The organism is Mesorhizobium sp. P2_F7 (genome assembly GCF_056403695.1).
Window position 1 is genome coordinate 1 of sequence record NZ_JBFUFA010000003.1, and the last position, 16,916, is coordinate 16,916.

23 protein-coding genes are annotated in these 16,916 nt (G+C 59.3%); 15 read left to right on the top strand and 8 right to left on the bottom strand.

The window, feature by feature from the left end; all coding sequences use genetic code 11:
• A partial coding sequence (locus AC1DZ8_RS09730; RefSeq protein WP_477400798.1) for a DUF1236 domain-containing protein occupies nucleotides 1–310 on the bottom strand: 310 nt, incomplete at its 3' end.
• Nucleotides 311–521: 211 nt separating this feature from the next.
• On the opposite strand from AC1DZ8_RS09730, the gene AC1DZ8_RS09735 reads away from it, so the two are divergent.
• Both AC1DZ8_RS09735 and AC1DZ8_RS09740 read left to right on the top strand, forming a co-directional pair.
• Nucleotides 522–761: a hypothetical protein gene (locus tag AC1DZ8_RS09735; RefSeq protein WP_477310908.1), complete on the top strand. Its 240-nt coding sequence runs from the start codon at nucleotides 522–524 to the stop codon at nucleotides 759–761.
• Nucleotides 762–1,001: 240 nt separating this feature from the next.
• Complete coding sequence (locus AC1DZ8_RS09740; protein WP_477310906.1) at nucleotides 1,002–1,346, top strand: low affinity iron permease family protein; 345 nt, start codon at nucleotides 1,002–1,004, stop codon at nucleotides 1,344–1,346.
• A 244-nt stretch (nucleotides 1,347–1,590) separates the two neighbouring features.
• Here the strand turns inward: AC1DZ8_RS09740 and AC1DZ8_RS09745 are convergent, their stop codons facing one another.
• The gene (locus tag AC1DZ8_RS09745) at nucleotides 1,591–1,794 is read right to left on the bottom strand and encodes a CsbD family protein (protein ID WP_025583583.1); all 204 of its coding nucleotides are present in this window, start codon (nucleotides 1,792–1,794) and stop codon (nucleotides 1,591–1,593) included.
• 652 nt (nucleotides 1,795–2,446) lie between these two features.
• On the opposite strand from AC1DZ8_RS09745, the gene AC1DZ8_RS09750 reads away from it, so the two are divergent.
• From AC1DZ8_RS09750 to AC1DZ8_RS09790, 9 genes are all read left to right on the top strand, one after another.
• Nucleotides 2,447–2,938 carry a YidB family protein gene (locus AC1DZ8_RS09750; RefSeq protein WP_477310904.1) on the top strand — a complete coding sequence of 164 codons (492 nt, stop codon included), beginning with the start codon at nucleotides 2,447–2,449 and terminating at the stop codon, nucleotides 2,936–2,938.
• 85 nt (nucleotides 2,939–3,023) lie between these two features.
• A complete protein-coding gene (locus AC1DZ8_RS09755) occupies nucleotides 3,024–3,353 on the top strand; it encodes a DUF4112 domain-containing protein (RefSeq protein WP_477310902.1) in 330 nt (109 codons plus the stop codon).
• Between the two features lie 89 nt (nucleotides 3,354–3,442).
• A complete protein-coding gene (locus AC1DZ8_RS09760) occupies nucleotides 3,443–3,694 on the top strand; it encodes a GlsB/YeaQ/YmgE family stress response membrane protein (protein ID WP_477310900.1) in 252 nt (83 codons plus the stop codon).
• 394 nt (nucleotides 3,695–4,088) lie between these two features.
• Nucleotides 4,089–4,565, top strand: a complete 477-nt coding sequence (locus AC1DZ8_RS09765; RefSeq protein WP_477310898.1) for a YciE/YciF ferroxidase family protein — start codon at nucleotides 4,089–4,091, stop codon at nucleotides 4,563–4,565.
• A gap of 341 nt (nucleotides 4,566–4,906) precedes the next feature.
• Nucleotides 4,907–5,758: a PRC-barrel domain-containing protein gene (locus AC1DZ8_RS09770; RefSeq protein ID WP_477400801.1), complete on the top strand. Its 852-nt coding sequence runs from the start codon at nucleotides 4,907–4,909 to the stop codon at nucleotides 5,756–5,758.
• Nucleotides 5,759–5,958: 200 nt separating this feature from the next.
• Nucleotides 5,959–6,573: a DUF2062 domain-containing protein gene (locus AC1DZ8_RS09775; RefSeq protein WP_477401041.1), complete on the top strand. Its 615-nt coding sequence runs from the start codon at nucleotides 5,959–5,961 to the stop codon at nucleotides 6,571–6,573.
• 270 nt (nucleotides 6,574–6,843) lie between these two features.
• The gene (locus tag AC1DZ8_RS09780; RefSeq protein ID WP_477310766.1) at nucleotides 6,844–7,218 is read left to right on the top strand and encodes a DUF2147 domain-containing protein; all 375 of its coding nucleotides are present in this window, start codon (nucleotides 6,844–6,846) and stop codon (nucleotides 7,216–7,218) included.
• Nucleotides 7,219–7,231: 13 nt separating this feature from the next.
• A complete protein-coding gene (locus tag AC1DZ8_RS09785; RefSeq protein WP_477310764.1) occupies nucleotides 7,232–8,704 on the top strand; it encodes a cryptochrome/photolyase family protein in 1,473 nt (490 codons plus the stop codon).
• The gene (locus tag AC1DZ8_RS09790; protein WP_477310762.1) at nucleotides 8,701–9,111 is read left to right on the top strand and encodes a DUF2177 family protein; all 411 of its coding nucleotides are present in this window, start codon (nucleotides 8,701–8,703) and stop codon (nucleotides 9,109–9,111) included. The genes AC1DZ8_RS09785 and AC1DZ8_RS09790 overlap by 4 nt, the downstream gene beginning before the upstream one ends.
• On the opposite strand, the gene AC1DZ8_RS09795 is transcribed toward AC1DZ8_RS09790, so the two are convergent.
• From AC1DZ8_RS09795 to AC1DZ8_RS09815, 5 genes are read right to left on the bottom strand one after another with little or no spacing between them, the layout of a single operon-like run.
• On the bottom strand, nucleotides 9,050–9,682 hold the full coding sequence (locus tag AC1DZ8_RS09795; RefSeq protein WP_477310760.1) for a hypothetical protein: 633 nt from the start codon (nucleotides 9,680–9,682) through the stop codon (nucleotides 9,050–9,052). The genes AC1DZ8_RS09790 and AC1DZ8_RS09795 overlap by 62 nt on opposite strands.
• Before the next feature lies 1 nt (nucleotide 9,683).
• Nucleotides 9,684–10,712: an SAM-dependent methyltransferase gene (locus AC1DZ8_RS09800; RefSeq protein ID WP_477310759.1), complete on the bottom strand. Its 1,029-nt coding sequence runs from the start codon at nucleotides 10,710–10,712 to the stop codon at nucleotides 9,684–9,686.
• 2 nt (nucleotides 10,713–10,714) lie between these two features.
• Entirely contained in the window at nucleotides 10,715–11,539 is an 825-nt protein-coding gene (locus tag AC1DZ8_RS09805) for a DUF1295 domain-containing protein (RefSeq protein ID WP_477310757.1), read from the bottom strand.
• Between the two features lie 8 nt (nucleotides 11,540–11,547).
• Entirely contained in the window at nucleotides 11,548–12,192 is a 645-nt protein-coding gene (locus tag AC1DZ8_RS09810) for a ChrR family anti-sigma-E factor (RefSeq protein WP_477310755.1), read from the bottom strand.
• Entirely contained in the window at nucleotides 12,189–12,770 is a 582-nt protein-coding gene (locus AC1DZ8_RS09815) for a sigma-70 family RNA polymerase sigma factor (protein ID WP_477310753.1), read from the bottom strand. The genes AC1DZ8_RS09810 and AC1DZ8_RS09815 overlap by 4 nt, the downstream gene beginning before the upstream one ends.
• 258 nt (nucleotides 12,771–13,028) lie before the next feature.
• On the opposite strand from AC1DZ8_RS09815, the gene AC1DZ8_RS09820 reads away from it, so the two are divergent.
• From AC1DZ8_RS09820 to AC1DZ8_RS09835, 4 genes are all read left to right on the top strand, one after another.
• Nucleotides 13,029–14,339 (top strand): NAD(P)/FAD-dependent oxidoreductase, encoded by a 1,311-nt coding sequence (locus AC1DZ8_RS09820; RefSeq protein ID WP_477310751.1) that lies wholly within the window; start codon nucleotides 13,029–13,031, stop codon nucleotides 14,337–14,339.
• Nucleotides 14,336–15,193, top strand: coding sequence for a DUF1365 domain-containing protein (locus AC1DZ8_RS09825; RefSeq protein ID WP_477310768.1), 858 nt, complete (start codon nucleotides 14,336–14,338; stop codon nucleotides 15,191–15,193). The genes AC1DZ8_RS09820 and AC1DZ8_RS09825 overlap by 4 nt, the downstream gene beginning before the upstream one ends.
• A 339-nt stretch (nucleotides 15,194–15,532) precedes the next feature.
• The gene (locus AC1DZ8_RS09830) at nucleotides 15,533–15,697 is read left to right on the top strand and encodes a hypothetical protein (protein ID WP_477310749.1); all 165 of its coding nucleotides are present in this window, start codon (nucleotides 15,533–15,535) and stop codon (nucleotides 15,695–15,697) included.
• A gap of 58 nt (nucleotides 15,698–15,755) precedes the next feature.
• Nucleotides 15,756–15,959: a hypothetical protein gene (locus tag AC1DZ8_RS09835; protein ID WP_477310747.1), complete on the top strand. Its 204-nt coding sequence runs from the start codon at nucleotides 15,756–15,758 to the stop codon at nucleotides 15,957–15,959.
• A 464-nt stretch (nucleotides 15,960–16,423) separates the two neighbouring features.
• Here the strand turns inward: AC1DZ8_RS09835 and AC1DZ8_RS09840 are convergent, their stop codons facing one another.
• Nucleotides 16,424–16,687: a helix-turn-helix domain-containing protein gene (locus AC1DZ8_RS09840; protein WP_477310745.1), complete on the bottom strand. Its 264-nt coding sequence runs from the start codon at nucleotides 16,685–16,687 to the stop codon at nucleotides 16,424–16,426.
• Nucleotides 16,688–16,916: the final 229 nt, after the last annotated feature.

Below are 16,916 nucleotides of genomic sequence, written 5' to 3' on the forward strand. Positions count from 1 at the left end.
GTCGTAGACCTTGGTCGTAGACCTTGATGATTTTCCGGGTGCCCGGATCAACCAGGACCGTGCGGTTGTCGACCACAACGTACCGATACTTGACGTTCGGGACCTCATGAAGTTCCACCGTGTCAGGCAGAGCCGTCCCGATATTGAGTTCGACGCCGGGGATCTTCACCGAGGCGAGCGGCTGCTTTTTTACGTATTCACGGACGACCGTGTCCTGTTCAGGTGTGATGATGACATCCTGCGCTGCGACAGCGCCAACGCCGGCCAACAGTACCGCCGCCGCGGCGGCGCTTGTGAGGTGCATTCTCATGATTTTCTCCTCGTTGAACATGGCGGCAGCACCATGCCTGCTCGCCAAGAAATCGAACTTGGATAGCCGCAGATTGTTCCTGTCGTGGGGCTTTAGCCCGAAGTTTGTCGGACCAAAGGCCTATCTCGCGTAGACCCTAGCCCTAATGGTGGAACTCCGTGCATTGGCGCCCGTTGGACAAATCTAAGCAACTAAAATAGGAGAGGGAGCCATGGCTGACGGCCCAACTGTTGTTAACTCCGGCGGTAGTGGCGGCACTGCGATTGCTGTTGTTCTTGGCCTTATTGCAATTGTAGTCTTGCTAATACTTACTGGCGCCATCAACATCCATGGCGGCGGCAGCCGGGACATCAACGTCAAGGTTGAAGCGCCAAAGGTGGAAGCTCCAAAGGTAGAAGCTCCACCCGAGCCGGCGAAGCCTGCCGCCCCAGCCCCTTCAAGTGGCGGTTGACGAGACCACGCAGTGGTCGTTGACCCTGACGCCCGTAATTCATGCAGATCCTCGAGTAATGCGAAATGGCCGCCACTCCAGCCACGAGCGGCGGGGTGTTCTCCGGGGCTTGCAGAGAAGAGGAGGATATTCAATGCTTCGTGACAAGGAGACTCGGTTCCTAGAGGCGAGCTGGCTCGCGGCCGTGCCTATTTGCGTAGCCGTCACGGCATTGATAGTCTTCTTGACTTCGGGATGGTCATGAACCGCTTCCTCTTTGCAGTGGGGGACTTTCTATCCCGCCCCCCGGGTTTTTATGTCCTGCTCATAGCCATGCTGCTGTGCACTGCGCTGGTCCCATTTGGCCTGACAAATGTAGTCACTTACGCATTGTCGGTTGCGGCCATCGTAATCACCGGGGTTGTGTTGATCCAAGGCTATCGCGACACAGCCGCCATCCACGCAAAACTTGATGAGATTATTATCTCGCTGAGGGAAACAAGGAATGACGTCGTCGGATTAGAGCATGCGGAGCCCGAGGAGATTCGAGAAAAGCTTCGGACGCTGGAAGAAGAGGCAACGAAGACGGTCACCCATCCAAATTAGTGCCTAGCCGGAGTGCTCCACTCGGCGCCCGCCTACGCGCCCCCCTGTGTCCACCATCTCGAAACCGTTGCTGTGTCGCCAGCGAGCACCGGAGTTCGCTGACCAGGCCACCGTCAAGCCTACTGGCGGCGAGTATGTGCGCTACGAAGCTGACCGCCGGGTGATCTGGAAAGTGTAATGAATCAACAAAAAGGGCGCCTGATGGGGCGCCCTTGGAAATGCAGCTCTTGAAGAGAGATCCGATCTACCAACCTTGCATCGAGTACCAGTCATCGATGTCTCTCCGGACCCGGTCCTTCTCGATGCCGTATCTCTCCTGAATCTTTCCTTCGAGCTGATCGCGCTTGCCGGCAATGCGGTCCAAATCGTCGTCAGTCAGCTTGCCCCATTGTTCCTTGACCTTGCCCTTGACCTGCTTCCAGTTACCTTCAACGCGGTTCCAATCCATGGCCTTGGCCTCCTTGGTTGCACAGCAGTTGAAACGCCGGCAGCCCGGCTAGGTTCCGGTGGGAGAACGTGGCTTGATGGAACATTAGCTGCCGCTGATGGTTGAGACCTGCGGCGGGTGGTGCCCTGCATCGCTCGCCGAAGACCGGGCCTCCGATCGGCCCGCGCTCGAAGAGGTGCTGGCTTCTTCACTCACAAGAGACCGGGACCTTGACGTTCCCCGTCGCCCGGCGCGTCTGTCGGCGCAGGGCGGCCCCAGCGGCAGGTCTGGAGGACTTGCCGCGGCTGTCGCTGGGCCTGACCAGTTTGGCTTGAACGAGGCGCGGGTGCTGGCTGACTTAAGAATGAGCGCAAGCCACTGTGCGCGCAACCGTGCATACAAGATCGACGTCGCCTGAGCCTCGGTCACATCCGCCGCGATAGGGCGATGGAGAGCATTCATCCGCCCCTAAATGCCTGCTTTGCGCCTGGTGTCTGGGATTGAGGTCTCCTGGTCGTTTCCGAAATCAGACGGTCGGCTCAGGCGGAATGAAGTCCGGATTTTGGACTCGTCATTCGGGCGCATTTCTCGAACGCGGTCAAAAGCATTAGATCGTCGCTGGCGGAACCTTTGTAAGGTTAAGCCCTTCTCCTCTTTAACGGTGGAGGTACCAATGGCAAATCTTGGAAGATTGGCGATCGCGATGCTCGGCGTCCTAGCGTACCAGAATCGCGACAAGATCGGCGACATGATCCGTGGGGTGGGAGATCGAAATCCAAACGACCCGCAAGGCGGGATTCTGGATCAGATTTCGAATGGCGTCTCGGGGACAGCCCTTGGTGACATCTTGGACCGATTCAGGGGGGCAGGGGCAGGCTCGAAGGTCGATTCTTGGGTTGGCACCGGGCCAAACCAGCCTATCCAGCCGAGCGACGTGGAAGCGGCAATAGACGAAGACACGCTGACGTCCCTTTCAATGCAGACCGGCCTTTCGCGCGAGGAACTCATCAGCAGGATAACCCGGGATTTGCCCGAGGCGGTCAACAAGATGACGCCAAATGGTAACTTGCCCCCTGAGCCGACGCGAGGCTCGGATGAGACGACCCTGCTTGATGACGTGCCCATGCGTAGGCCACAAAATTCAACCGGCCAGAGCGATGTCTAGAGCAACAGCCCTAGTCCGGGGCAATTTGTTAAATCGCACACGTCTGGCCGCCGAAACGAGCCGGGAGGGCCATCGCGAGTCTGAGATGGCAAGAGCAATTGTCGAGTTGGATTTACTGGCCGCATTGCTTGATTCCCGCTGGCGCATCCCAGGAACATCAATTCGTTTTGGACTGGATGCCCTGGTGGGTCTGGTACCCGTACTGGGAGATGTGGCGACGGGTCTGGTCTCGGCATATATCGTCATGCGAGCCCGAAACTGCGGTGCTGGAAATGGCTTGGTCGCCCGCATGCTAGGGAACGTGCTGCTTGATACGGTTGGGGGAAGCGTTCCTATTCTCGGTTCAATCTTCGATATCTATTTTAAGGCCAACAACCGCAACATCCGACTGCTTCGTCGCCACCTCCAGAGGTAGGCGGAATCTGGCAGTTGCACCCGCGGAACTTTATTGGCTTATGGCACGTTCTCCGCCGAACCAATTTAGGTTCAAGGAAAGGGGAAAACATGGAAAATCCAGGTGTTGGTTGGATAGCTGCTATCGTCATCGGCGGTATCGCCGGCTGGCTCGCCGAGATGTTCATGAAAAGCAATATGGGAGTGCTCATGAACATCATTTTGGGGATCGTTGGCGCCATCGTTGCCAACGTCCTTCTGGGGCTGCTGGGCTTATCTTTGAGCGGCTGGCTTGGCTATCTTGTCGCCGGCTTTATCGGTGCATGCATTTTGATTGCCGTCGCTCGAATGATTAGACGCTGATCCAATAATCGAGCTTGCACGTTCATACTGGTGATTGAGGCGCGTGGTCCTAGGGATCACGCGTTTTTCACAACCCTCTTGCGACGCTCAATCCCTCGGGTTCAGGTCGACTTCGCAGTCCTACTGAGCTGTCCGAGCCAGCTTTTGAAGCCCCTCCTCGCGCAGGGCAAGTCTAACCTTGGTGGAGTTGTTGTGCTGGTGGCGGTACACCCGCGAGCGCAGCGCTGACCGCATTAATGCTGGGTCTTCATCTCTGACCACGCAGTAAGCTGTCGCAATTCCCCTATAAGCCAGGTGACACCTGCCAGGACGTGCCACGGCCAAGTGAAAGGCACGGAACCTTTTACCTTGCCCGCTCTTTCACCGGAAGCCAATTCGGGCAAGGAGCACCGCAATGAAAACGTTAGGCGATATTTTCGAACATACCCTCCGAGACATGTATTACGCGGAGAACGCGATTACCAAGGCATTGCCCAAGGTGGCTGCGGCCGTGAAGGACGCCAAGCTAAAGAAAGCAGCCGAGGACCATCTCGAGGAGACGAAGGGGCAGATCAAGAAGCTCGAGCAGGTGTTCAAGTCGATAGGCATGAAGGCGTCTGGCGAGAAGTGCGACGCGATTGAGGGCCTCATCAAGGAAGCCGACGGGCTGATGGAGGAGGCGTCAGGAACGGCCCTCGACTCCGGCCTGCTGGCGGCCTGCCAGGCAGTCGAGCACTATGAGATATCTCGGTACGGCTCGCTGCGGGAATGGGCAAAGGACCTTGGGCATGATGAGGCGCACAAGTTGCTCAGCGAGATCCTCGACCAGGAAAAAGCCACCAACAACAAGCTGACGAACCTTGCGGTTACGTCGATCAACAGGACAAATTGATCCTCAGGGCTTTCATGGCTGCGGACAGTCCATCCTAGCCTCTGGGATGAAACATAGCGCCTCCAGGCGCCCGATGGAGTCGGTCGCCTCACATGCACCTCACGATGATCAAGCTGAGGGTGGAAGAGTGCGCCATTCTCCGCTCCCAGAAGGTTGCTGTTCCCTAAGATGCTGGGAGTTTGCGGCCTTCCGACGAATTGAGAATGCATTCGGCCGGCGAAAGGAACCGTGTCTCACCAAGCCCGTTGTGAAATGGCAAGGTGCCGCGTTCGGCCAACGGTTGCAATCAGTTAAGTCGAACGCGGCGTGCATCAACACTTAACGCACAAAGGAAACGTAACATGCTCCGCAAACTCTTGGCTACCACAGCAATAGCCACGCTCCTCACAGCCGGTGTGTGGGCCACGGGAGCCACAGCCGAAGATGCTACAAAGCCCGCCGCAACGACGACAAGAACTGCGTCGCCTGCGACAACGGCGGAAGGAACCCTGGTCACCAAGATCATTGGCGCCGACGTCTACGACAGTGCCGCTGACGATGCCGCGAAGATCGGCGATGTGAAAGACATCGTCATCGCCAACGACGGCAAAGCCAAATATATTGTCATCGGCGTCGGCGGGTTCCTGGGCATTGGTGAAAAGAACGTCGCTTACGATTTCAGCAAGGCTGAATGGGTCGAGAAGAAGGGTGAACGCTGGCTGGTCGCTAAGACCAGCAAGGAAGACCTCACCGCGCAGCCCGACTTCGACCTCAAGGCTTACGACACGACGGCTTCAAATGCCGCCGCCTCGGCCAACAACGAACCTGCAGCTACAACGACCGACAACACAGCAACAGCTGCTATCGACAAGGCGTCGCTGACCGAGTTGCCGGTGGACAAGATCAGCACCAATGACTTTGTCGGCACCACCGTCTATGGCGCTGATGATGCGAAGGTCGGCGAGATTGGCGACGTGGTTCTAAGCACAGACAAAAAGGTTGATGCCGTGATCGTCGACGTCGGCGGTTTCCTCGGCATGGGCGAAAAACAGGTGGCCGTGGGCCTTGAGAAGCTGAAGTTCATGGCCGACAAGGACGGCAATCGCTATCTCTACACCAATTTCACCAAAGACCAGCTTGAGGCGCAGACCGCTTATGACAAGGGCACCTATGCCCAGAATCGTGACAGGCAGCGGATCGTTATCAGTCAATAGCTGGAAATGGCCCGCGCCCTAACCGGCGCGGGCCATCCACCAGGTGGACTGAAGTCATTACTCACCGGCAAGGCGGTGCCCGATTGCAATTCTCGACGCGGCTCTTGGCTGATCCAAATTCAGAACAAAGCGGAAAGGTTGCTTTTCAACGAGACGACATCAATGCATCAACTTCAGACTGCGTTTTAGGTGGGCAAGAGATGCTCTTTAGACGCCGAAATCCTGATGGTCTCTTCGAGCGCTTACGCACTTATGTGTGGCCGCGCCGGTCGTTCTCACGCTCGCTTCAATATTTTTCAAAGCGCATTCTGCGCCTGAATGCCACTCCACACGCGGTCGCGGCTGGGGTAGCGGCTGGCATTTTCGCGTCATTCTTTCCGGTGGGATCCCATTTCGCCATTGCCGCCATTGTGTGCTGGCTCATCGCGGGAAACATGGTGGCAGGAGGTTTAGGAACATTTGTCTTTGGTAACCCGCTGACATTCCCGCTTGTTGCGGGAGCGTCCTGGGAAGCCGGCAAGATCATGTTGAACGGCCACGTGCGAAACGGCCCGCCAGCGCATCTGAGTGAGATGTTCCAAGCCCATTCAATTTCGCAACTGTGGGAACCGGTGCTAAAGCCGATGCTGTTCGGCGCGGTGCCACTGGGGCTGATTTTTGGCCTGTTCTTCTATGGCATCACGCGATGTGGCTTGACCGCCTTCCGCGAACAGAGGCGTAAGCGACTTGCCGAGAAGGGGAGCCGCCCCCTTGAGGAGGAAGACGTCGCGTTATCGCCCTCTCTGCTTGCTCGACACCGCCGTTCTGGCGGGTGAATTGCGGCGGGCTCATTGAGAAATGGCGGCTTCGCGCCTTATCCCGGCCGTTGAAGACAGCTGCGCCGCTGCCAGAAAGCGGACATCATTGGTGACTGAGCAGGACGTCGCCATACGGTCCGAAGCGGTCATTGCGAATGTCTATGTGACACGGACCTACCCCACAGTTGCTCATGAGTTATGGCGGGCGTTGGCTGCTTCCGCGGATCAGGTGATCCACGCCCACCGTCGCGACGTACAATGCGAATTGGGCGTACGGAGACTTGGTCGATGAAAGGGATAGCTGCATTCGCAGTGGGTACGCTTGTTTCAGCAATGGCGCATGCCGACGTTCTATCCGACGCCCGCGGCGTGTGGTTGAGGGATGACGGCAATGCTCTCGTCAGGATTGCTCCTTGCGGAGAGAAACTGTGCGCAACCAATCTCTGGATCAGGGATACCAGTAAAGGCGAAGACGTTGGCGACAAACTGATCATGACGCTCAAGCCGAATTCCGGCAGCACCTTGAAGGGGACCGCCTATGACCCCAAGCGAAAGCTCACATTTTCGATGACCCTACGGGTTGCCGGCAAAGGGTTGACGACGCGAGGCTGTGTCATCGGTGGAGTGATCTGCAAAAATACCAGCTGGACGCCGGCAAAGTGAATCGGGCCACACAATGAATGGCAGGTCACGTTCGGCGCCGACCATTGTACTGTTTCGACGTGACCTCCGCGTTAGCGACAATGCCGCCCTTGCGGCTGCGGCCAACCGGAATGGACATGTTCTGGCGCTCTTCATTCTTGACGAAGACATACAGCGAACTAGGCCGATGGGGGCAGCAAGCCGCTGGTGGCTACACCATTCGCTGGTCGCGCTGAGCCAGAGCCTGCAAAGTGCCGGCGCGAAGCTTATTTTAGCCTGGGGCAAAACACGAGATGTCGTCACCACGGCCATTGCGGCGAGCGGTGCGGATTGTGTGTACTGGAATCGTCGTTACCACCCGGCTGAAGCGGCTGTAGACTCGGCGCTGAAGACGAAACTTCGCGAAGCCGGGCTGATCGCGCAAAGCTTCGATGGCGCGCTGCTCCACGAGCCCTCCCTGCTCAAGACTGGCTCAGGCGGATACTACAAAGTCTACACCCCTTTTTGGAAGGCACTGAATAGTGGGAGCGCCCTACGCGATCCGATCGATGCACCGAAATCAATCAACGGCTGGGAGGGCAAGTTCGACGGCCTGTCCCTGCAGGACCTCGACCTCCTTCCCAAAACGCTTGATTGGGCGGAAGGGCTTGCAGATCGATGGACCCCTGGCGAAGCTGGCGCTCGGCACCGACTGCAAGCCTTCAACAATGAGGATTTGGCTGACTACGAAAACCGACGCGATATACCCTCCATTCGGGGCACCTCGCGCCTCTCACCCCATTTAGCCTTCGGCGAAGTCACGCCAGTTCAAATATTTGCCGCACTGCGGAGGTCGGACAAGGCTGGAGAGGCGAAATTTCGCAAGGAAATCGGCTGGCGAGAGTTCTCCTACCATCTCCTCTTTCACAATCCTCACCTGCACGAGCAGAGTTTCCGCCCGGAATTCGAGGATTTCTCCTGGCACCGCGACAGCCAGGCGACAAAGGCCTGGCAAACCGGGATGACTGGCTACCCAATCGTGGACGCAGGCATGCGCGAACTTTGGCGAACTGGGTGGATGCACAACCGCGTGCGCATGATCACCGCCTCCTTTCTCATCAAGGATCTGATGATTGACTGGCGGGAAGGGGAGAGATGGTTCTGGGACACTCTTGTCGACGCGGACCCGGCGAACAATCCCGCAAGTTGGCAGTGGGTAGCCGGATCAGGCGCGGATGCCGCGCCCTTCTTTCGAATCTTCAACCCTGTCCTTCAGGGCGAAAAGTTCGACCCGCATGGCGACTATGTACGCCGCTATGTTCCGGAGATCGCTGGCTTGCCCGACCGCTACATCCACCGGCCGTGGGAGGCGCCAGCTACCTTGCTGACACATGTGAAAATAGAGCTCGGCAAGACTTACCCAAATCCGATCATTGATCATGGCGCCGCACGAGACAGGGCATTGATCCTTTACCAGTCCATAAAAGACAAGGCCAAGATATCGAGTGCAAAGGAAACAGCTTCATGATCCGCTACACGGTCGCCTATGCAACCACCCTGGTCGCCTTCCTTGCCATTGATGCACTCTGGCTAACCACGATGTCGCAGCGCCTCTACCGCCGCTATCTCGCGGACATATTGGTGGACGACGTCAATCTCGCGCCAGCCGCCCTGTTCTATCTGATCTACATCGGGGGCATCATCGTCTTTGCTACCGCCCCGGCATTCTCGACCGGCAAGTGGACTACAGCGGCAGTCTATGGCGCGCTCTATGGGTTCTTCGCCTATGCGACCTACGATCTTACCAACCAGGCAACCGTACGCGGCTGGCCGGCTATCATCACGGTGGCCGATATTTGCTGGGGTTCTCTGCTCAGCGCGGTGGCGGCGGTTCTTGGTTTTCTGCTGACCCGCTATTTTCTGCGCGGCGCCTGACGTCGGGCTCCTCAGACGCCGCGACGGCGCCCGACAAAAGCAAGCCGACAAACACGATCAATGTCGCGGCGCTCAAGGCGTTGAGCCCGACCATGCCATTATTCTCGGCAGCGCTATAGTCGGCCAGTGGCTGACCGAATACGCGCTCAGGTATGAAGTAGGCTGCAGCGCAGAGCGCAACGACAGCGAGCCCGATTGGCCGTTCGGAAGGCCTGAACAAGGCAGCGCCGATCAGCGCGCAAGGAACGAGGAATATCTCGACCCCCGACCCGATACCGAACGCCTTGGTGCTGAGGACGCCATTGGCGATGCCTGCCAGCGGCAGCATGAGGCGCCCGGCGAGCGGATGCCGTCTCGCAACTGCCGGAACGGCGAGAAAGAAGGGCGTCGACAGAAAAGTGAGAAATGACGGCGCGACCTTATCGCCGCCGACCACCGCCCATAGATAGAAAGGGTAGAAGGGCTGGTTCCAGGCGACAACCAGCGCAATCCAGTTAGCGGCGGCCGTCAGCGGATCGTCATGCGCGGCATAGGCGGTGATCCCCCGCCAAAGGCGCGCGAAGCCTGGCATGTCAGCCTGCCGGCCGGAGCAGGTAGTGGCTAACGCCCCACTCCTTGCCGCCGGCATGGCCGAACAGGCCCTCGGTGGCGAAGTAGAACAGCCGCCAGCGCCGACGCCAGAGCGACGCATCAGCGCCGTAGACAGCCGAAAGGATGGCGTCGATCGGGCCGCGGTTCGCGTCGAAGCGCGCGAGCCAGTCGCGGGCGGTGCGTGCGTATTGCTGGCCGTTCCAACGCCAATCGCGCTCGATCGAGAAGCAATCCGGGAATTGGCTGATAAGTTTGTGGCTCGGCATGATGCCACCGGTGAAGAAGTGCTGAGCGATCCAGTCGGCGTCATCGCGTTGATTGAAGCGGTACGGGCTATGGCGATGGTTGAAGATGTGGACGAACAGCCGACCTTCGGGCTGGAGCCAGGTTCGGATACGGTCGAGCAGGTCGCGCCAGTTGGACATGTGCTCGAACATTTCAACCGATACCACGCGGTCGAACCGCGCTGGCGGCTGGAATTCATTCATGTCGGCGGTGATGACCTCGATATTGCGCAGCCCGAGTGCTGTCGCCTCCGCCTGAATGTAAAGTCGCTGCGGCGTCGAATTCGACACCGCTACGATTCGGGCCGAAGGAAAACGCTGCGCCATGAACAGCGTCAGCGAACCCCAGCCGCAGCCGAGTTCGAGGATCGACTGACCGTCGCGAAGCCCTGCATGGTCAACGGTCTGCTCCAGCGCGGCGATCTCCGCCTCGGCCAATGTCTCGCTCCCCGTCGGATACAGGCAGCAAGAATATTTGCGGCGGGGACCAAGCGTCAGCGCGAAAAACTCCGGCGGCAGCTCGTAGTGCTGCTCGTTCGCTGCTGCCGTGTGCTCGGCTATGGAGCGGCCAGCCATGTCTTTGGCAAAGCGTCCGTCGTCGACTGAGGGCCCCGCCGCCAGCCGCCGCCGTGTCCGACCGACGAGAACCTCAATGCCGTAGCGGGTGGCGGCGTCTGGCAACGGGGCGCGCTCGACAGCGCGGATTGCGGATGCGATCAGGCTCATCCTCATCTCCTCCAGTCGGCGGCAGCCGCCTTTGGTGGGCCTGGCCAGAACGCATTGACGCGCGTCTGGTAGCGGCGAAAAGGCTCGCCACGCGAGCGCAGCATATGAGCCTCAAGCGGCGGGATGCCCGATACATGGACAAGCAGCCAGTACATCAGGACAGGGCCGGCCAGCGTGATCCATCCCCATGCATAGCGACCTGAAGGATCGAAGCCGATCACCACATAGGAGAGCCAAGCCAGCCATTCGAAGAAATAGTTGGGGTGGCGCGACAGGTGCCAAAGGCCCACATCGCAGACCCGGCCTTTGTTGGCGGGGTCCGCTCGAAAGGCCTTCAACTGGTGGTCGGCCGTCGCCTCGCCGCCTACCGCCAGCAGCATTAGCATTACACCGGTCCAATCATTTGCACCGAAGGTGTAGGCGGGATTGTGGGCAGCGGCTACAATCGACAGCACAAGCAGGAAAGCGGCCGCGGCCTGGACCTGCAGAAACCAAAACAGCCTGGCGCGGAAGCTGGAGCCCCATTGTTCCTTCAGCTGTTGGTAGCGCGGATCGTCGTGGCCGCTGCGTGCGGTCCGGTTGGCGACATGGAGGCCTAGCCTCAGCGACCAGGCGAGTGCGAGAATGGCGACCAGCCACTGCCGATGCACTGAGCTGTCATCGGTCGAAACGAGAAGTGCCGCCAAAGCGCCGAAGATGCCGACGGCGAATGACCAGATCGCGTCGATCCACCCCGACCGATCCGTTCTCAGAGCAATAGACCACGCCGCCACCATGGTCACCGAAAGACAGATAGCAGCAAGGACGAGGGGGGTAGCGACGCTCATGGAACGTCTCAACCGCCAAGCAGAGGTTGGATCAATCGTCCAAAGAAGCCACGCAGCCTCATCTGCCCCTCGAGGGCGGCGATGCATATACACTCCCCGCTCTCGTCTACTACCGGCTGATGCTGAACCTCATCGTCAGCCTCATCCAGGTCGCCAGGACCGTAGCGGCCACGCGCGTCGGAAAGCGAGCCCTTCAGCACTTGAGTGTACTCGTAGCCGGAATGGGTATGCTCCGGCATCCTGCGCCCGGCCGCCACCTTCAGCAGCATGACATTTGCTCCAGCATCTTGCGGGACCGTCACCCGGCTCCAGCGCACTCCGGGACCGATCCAGCGCCATGGACCAACGCCGCACCCATCCAGAGCCGCAGGCAGGCGGATGCCGATATCGGCGCGCGCCGGCCTTGGATGCTCCTCCGGCCTTTCGCCGTCGACCTCGATCTTCGCCATCTGCTGGTCCAAGGCATCTTCGCTCATCGCTTGCGGTTCTATTTCGTCGAGGAAAAAGCCGCCTGTGGCTTCGAATTGCGCAATTCGTTCGGCACAGGCCGGGCAACCGCCGATATGAACCGCCACAACGATTCGCGGTCCGGCCTCCAGGGAGCCACTGGCTTGGCGGAGCAACGTCTCGTCGCTTGGATGATGATTGATCATTTGAGGTCGTCCAGGATCAGGCGAAGGCGGCTGAGTGCCAGCCGCACGCGCGATTTAACGGTACCGAGCGGGATGCGAAGCTGGTTCGCTATTTCCGATTGAGGTTTGTCGCCGAAGAATGACAGCCGCAGGATATCGGCCTGTTCGGGAGATAACAGGGCAACCGCAGAGCGCACGCGTTCTTCGCGCTCTGCGGCAATCACAGCCGCCTCACCCGAAACCGGGCTGTCGGGCTCGTCCGAGGGGTCGAAAGCGCTGGCAACGGCCGCAGGTCGGCTTTCCCGGCGTAGCCGATCGATCCGCACGTTGCGGCCGATCGTAAATATCCACGTCGAGACCCCGGCGCGCGCCGGATCGTAGTATGAGGCCTTCTTCCAGACCAGCAGCATAGTCTCCTGCGCGATGTCCTCGGCGCTGGAAACCGCCATGCCGGATCGCATCATAAAGGCCTTTAGTCGCGGGGCGTAGAAGCCAAAGAGTAAGGCAAAAGCCGAGCGATCGCGTCGCTCCGCTACCGCGGAGAGCAGACGCTTGGCTTCCTCGGCCGACAGCGACTCCGTATCAGTGCGCATGGTCATCGCTAGTTCGATCCTCGTGCGATCGAACGTACGCGAAACCGTGCCGGCAATGAACTCGTATCTCGATGCATACATGCGCCCTGATACGCGCTGCCAGGGCGTTCGGATCACAATGTCCGCGGCATTCCACCCGACTGTGATCCATGCCGCCCGCGGCCGCGTAGAAGTTGAAGTTAGGATAGGAGGGCAACCCCTTCCACTGGAAACTGGAGCGTGCGTATGACGGCAGTGGGCAAACGCCTGGTCACGGATCGTCCGATGGACATAGCGGTCGTCGGCAGTGGGATATCCGGACTGTCGGCGGCGTGGCTGCTTTCGCAGCGCCACAACGTATCGTTGTTCGAAGCAGATACCCGGCTTGGCGGCCACAGCAACACTGTCAATGCCGGCGGAACCCAGGTGGACACCGGATTCATCGTCTACAATGAGGTAACCTATCCCAATCTGACGGCTCTTTTTGCCCATATAGGCGTGCGCACCAAGCCATCCGAGATGTCATTTGCGGTTTCGCTGGACGGCGGCCGCCTGGAATATTCCGGGACCGGGTTGGGCGGTCTTCTTGCACATCCCGGCAACGTCACACGCCTACGGTTCTGGCAGATGCTGAGGGAGTTGCTTCGATTCTATCGCGAAGCGCCCTACGACATTTCACGGATCGGCGAGAGCAGCCTTGCCGAGTATCTGGATGCCAAAGGTTATGGGGCAGCATTTCGCGAGGACCACCTGTACCCGATGGCAGCCGCGATCTGGTCGACGCCGGCGGCGGAAGTCGGGAACTACCCGGCCGCCGCCTTTATCCGGTTCTGCGACAATCACGGCTTGCTGAAGTTTGCCGGCCGTCCGATGTGGCGGACGGTTGATGGCGGCAGTCGCAATTACGTCGATAATTTGGCTGGTCGATTTACCGGCCGGATATTCCTGGGGCGTCGCGTGCGTTGCATTGCGCGGAACTCGGGAGCGGTATGGCTCACCGATATTGACGGCGTCGAGCAACGCTTCGACCAGGTCGTGGTAGCGACCCATGCCAACCAGGCGCTGGCCATGCTTCCCGACGCGAGCCACGAGGAGAAGCAGTTGCTGGGTAGCTTCGGCTACAGTCGAAACGAGGCCGTGCTGCACTCGGATCCCCGCCTCATGCCGCGCAGGAAGCGGGCCTGGTCGAGCTGGAATTACCTTGCCGATACACGCGGTGAAACCCGCCAGCTCTCGGTCACATACTGGATGAACAGGCTGCAGTCCCTGCCTGACCAACTGCCGCTGTTTGTCACGCTCAACCCCGCTATGGAACCCGAGGCTCGCGCGGTAAAACATAGCGTGATCTACGAGCACCCGGCATTCGACACCACCGCTATGCGCGCCCAGAAGAAACTTTGGTCGCTCCAAGGGGTCCGCAACACCTGGTTCTGCGGCGCCTATTTCGGAGCCGGTTTTCACGAGGACGGACTGCAGTCCGGCCTTGCCGTGGCCGAGGCGCTGGGTGGCATCCGGCGCCCTTGGGATGTGGTGGACGAATCGGGCAGGATCCACCTTTCGGCAGCCGTTGAGCGGCCTGATCTGGCAGCCGCCTGATGCCAGATGTTCAATCAGCCCTTTATACCGGCAGGGTCATGCACCAGCGCCTGAAACCGCGCCCGCACAGGCTGTCCTACCGTATGTTCTTTCTGCTACTTGACCTCGACGAGATCGACAATCTAGCTGCAAGGCTATGGCTCTTCTCGCGCAACCGGTTCAATTTTTTGAGCTTTGCCGACCGGGACCACGGCGACGGTTCCGGCGGCGCCCTCAAGGCCTATGTCGAGCGCCAACTGAACATGGCCGGAATCGAGATCGACGGCGGTGCCGTGCGGATTCTGTCGATGCCAAGGGTGCTTGGCTATGCCTTCAATCCGCTCAGCGTCTATTTCTGCTACCGCCGGCGGGGCGGGCTCGCCGCCATCCTTTATGAGGTCAACAATACGTTTGGGCAGCGCCACACCTATCTGATCCCTGTCGAGGATGGCGAACGCAAAGGTTTCGTGGACCAACATTGCGCCAAGCGTCTCTACGTCTCGCCTTTCCTTGGCATGGGCATGCAATATCGCTTCCGGATCGGCCCCCCCGAGGAGGTCGTGTCGGTTCACATTACCGGCAGTGACAGTCAGGGACCTCTGATAGTCGCCAGTTTCTCGGGCAAGCGGCGTCCGCTCAGCGACGCGACACTGGCGGCGACGTTCTTGGCCTACCCTCTTGTGACGCTGAAGGTCACAATCGGCATTCACTGGGAGGCGCTGCTTCTCTGGGCAAAGGGAACGCGTCTCCACGAGCGCCCGCATCCGCCGCACGAGCCCGTCACTCATGTTGCCGTGGAGAGGCATGGGAAATCGGAGCAGATTCCACCGAGCACGGAAATCAGGGCTCGTGTCGACAGCCCATTGCCTGGCTGAATTTGCCGGGATTGGACCGATTTCCGCGCCCGAAGGCTAGTGCGATGTTGCGCAAAACCGCCGGAACCGTCGACCTAAGAGGCCTAGTGGCGCAATTCTCGTTCGCTTGAAAGCGATCTTCCAGGATGGCCAAGCGAAACCAGTCCCTCCCAGGCGATGCTGCGGCAATATCCATCTTGTCGATCAGGCCGGGCTTGAAGGAATGGTTTCGAAGCGCAGGGCCAAGCGTTTGCCGGAGCGGGCGACCGAGCAATTCGTTGAAAGCGGAGGGTTACACCATCGGCGAATACGACTTGCTCGGCGTCGAGCCGCGAGCCCGGCCAACCGGCCTTTGCCCTTATGACCGAGCGCGGCACCGGCCGCTATGTCGGCTTTGCCTTCATCAACTCCGGCTGGGAAATCCACGAACGACTCTGGAAGCGCGTCCAGAAGCACGCTGGGCCGGCGCCGAAGTGCATGAAGCGGCCGGCCGCCCAATGGGTAAAACCGGGCCTGACCGGGTAAAGAACCTGCGCGGTGAGGCAGACTTGCGGCACGCTTCCCTTCAGGATTTTCGGGAGGAATGAGCAGGCGAGGCAGCGATTTTCTCTACCATTGGGTATCGGACCATTTACCCGACGATCCGATTACTGGGCCGGTGCTGCTGGTGACAGATATGGTTGTGGACGCAAAACGGGCAGCGGAAATCCAAGGCATTCCGGGCCAAGAGATCGACGAAGAAATCGGCGCAATGTCCCAAGGACTCATGCATCCGGAACGTAAGTGATCGTCAAAGGTTTCTGCTTACAGCAGGCGCAGTTCCCTCAAATTCGCCTGCTGCAGGTCCAGCCCAAAAAGCGGGATCGACCCGCCGCCGCCGTGAATGGGGCGGCGGGTTCTTGAGCAGTCAAGGATTAGCGGAACCTAATTTGCTGCCGCAACTTTAGCTCCCATGAACGAAGAGGCGAATCCTAAAAAGCTCGTCCCCGACCCCCAGCCGCGGCGGGAGGCCAGCAAAGGGGTGTTGGTAGCCGCCGGAACTCTATTCTTTGCCTCCGTCGCACTGCTCGTTTTTTGGTTCCTTCGATAAGCAATCCCGGTATCGACCCTCTAGAATCGTCTATCCGATGGAACCCTGAGGAAGGCGACCCGACACATCCCCGACTAAGCAAGCTGGCTTCTGCCGCAACGGCTCCGTTCCTCTCGGCCGGCGGTATTTCGCCCCCATCTGGACCGTGGCGGCATCGACTGTCAGGTGTCGAGGCCGCTATCACCTTCAGTGTTGGCCAGCGATGGAGAACCTTTTGCGGTGAATACAATTCCGGCGTCCTCAAACGCCAGGCGCACCGCCTCGATGTTGTGGGGCCGCGGTTTCCTAACGCCGTTCTCGAAATCGCTGATCGTCATTTCGCTAAGATTGGCCTTCGCGCCAAGTCGGACTCGCGACCAGTTCAGTAGGGATCGCGCTGCCCTTAATTCATCTGCTGAGAGCTGTTTGCGGCTGTTCAGGAGCACTTAACATTCGATATGGCTAATATGTTCCCCGTAATTTCTTCTCCAAGCCGACGATTGGCAGCCGCTGCTGCAGGTACAGGCTGACCGTGAGGCAGAGAAGCAGCGCGGACGCATCTTTTCTTCGGGGGAACGTATTCAGAACCGCTGCCGGCAGGCCACAGCGAGCCGCCAGAGCGCATCCGACGCTTCGCCGGAGCAGGAGAGCGGCGGCATAGAACGCGCCTTGTAC

Excerpts from the sequence above, each read along its gene's own strand:
- AC1DZ8_RS09745 (WP_025583583.1), bottom strand. The coding sequence starts at position 1,794 with ATGGATTGGAACCGCGTTGAAGGTAACTGGAAGCAGGTCAAGGGCAAG.
- AC1DZ8_RS09795 (WP_477310760.1), bottom strand. The coding sequence starts at position 9,682 with ATGCCAGGCTTCGCGCGCCTTTGGCGGGGGATCACCGCCTATGCCGCG.
- AC1DZ8_RS09765 (WP_477310898.1), top strand. The coding sequence starts at position 4,089 with ATGAAAACGTTAGGCGATATTTTCGAACATACCCTCCGAGACATGTAT.
- AC1DZ8_RS09805 (WP_477310757.1), bottom strand. The coding sequence starts at position 11,539 with ATGAGCGTCGCTACCCCCCTCGTCCTTGCTGCTATCTGTCTTTCGGTG.
- AC1DZ8_RS09750 (WP_477310904.1), top strand. The coding sequence starts at position 2,447 with ATGGCAAATCTTGGAAGATTGGCGATCGCGATGCTCGGCGTCCTAGCG.
- AC1DZ8_RS09830 (WP_477310749.1), top strand. The coding sequence starts at position 15,533 with ATGACCGAGCGCGGCACCGGCCGCTATGTCGGCTTTGCCTTCATCAAC.
- AC1DZ8_RS09770 (WP_477400801.1), top strand. The coding sequence starts at position 4,907 with ATGCTCCGCAAACTCTTGGCTACCACAGCAATAGCCACGCTCCTCACA.
- AC1DZ8_RS09780 (WP_477310766.1), top strand. The coding sequence starts at position 6,844 with ATGAAAGGGATAGCTGCATTCGCAGTGGGTACGCTTGTTTCAGCAATG.
- AC1DZ8_RS09800 (WP_477310759.1), bottom strand. The coding sequence starts at position 10,712 with ATGAGCCTGATCGCATCCGCAATCCGCGCTGTCGAGCGCGCCCCGTTG.
- AC1DZ8_RS09740 (WP_477310906.1), top strand. The coding sequence starts at position 1,002 with ATGAACCGCTTCCTCTTTGCAGTGGGGGACTTTCTATCCCGCCCCCCG.
- AC1DZ8_RS09785 (WP_477310764.1), top strand. The coding sequence starts at position 7,232 with ATGAATGGCAGGTCACGTTCGGCGCCGACCATTGTACTGTTTCGACGT.
- AC1DZ8_RS09820 (WP_477310751.1), top strand. The coding sequence starts at position 13,029 with ATGGACATAGCGGTCGTCGGCAGTGGGATATCCGGACTGTCGGCGGCG.
- AC1DZ8_RS09810 (WP_477310755.1), bottom strand. The coding sequence starts at position 12,192 with ATGATCAATCATCATCCAAGCGACGAGACGTTGCTCCGCCAAGCCAGT.
- AC1DZ8_RS09835 (WP_477310747.1), top strand. The coding sequence starts at position 15,756 with ATGAGCAGGCGAGGCAGCGATTTTCTCTACCATTGGGTATCGGACCAT.
- AC1DZ8_RS09790 (WP_477310762.1), top strand. The coding sequence starts at position 8,701 with ATGATCCGCTACACGGTCGCCTATGCAACCACCCTGGTCGCCTTCCTT.
- AC1DZ8_RS09735 (WP_477310908.1), top strand. The coding sequence starts at position 522 with ATGGCTGACGGCCCAACTGTTGTTAACTCCGGCGGTAGTGGCGGCACT.
- AC1DZ8_RS09755 (WP_477310902.1), top strand. The coding sequence starts at position 3,024 with ATGGCAAGAGCAATTGTCGAGTTGGATTTACTGGCCGCATTGCTTGAT.
- AC1DZ8_RS09815 (WP_477310753.1), bottom strand. The coding sequence starts at position 12,770 with ATGACCATGCGCACTGATACGGAGTCGCTGTCGGCCGAGGAAGCCAAG.
- AC1DZ8_RS09760 (WP_477310900.1), top strand. The coding sequence starts at position 3,443 with ATGGAAAATCCAGGTGTTGGTTGGATAGCTGCTATCGTCATCGGCGGT.
- AC1DZ8_RS09775 (WP_477401041.1), top strand. The coding sequence starts at position 5,959 with ATGCTCTTTAGACGCCGAAATCCTGATGGTCTCTTCGAGCGCTTACGC.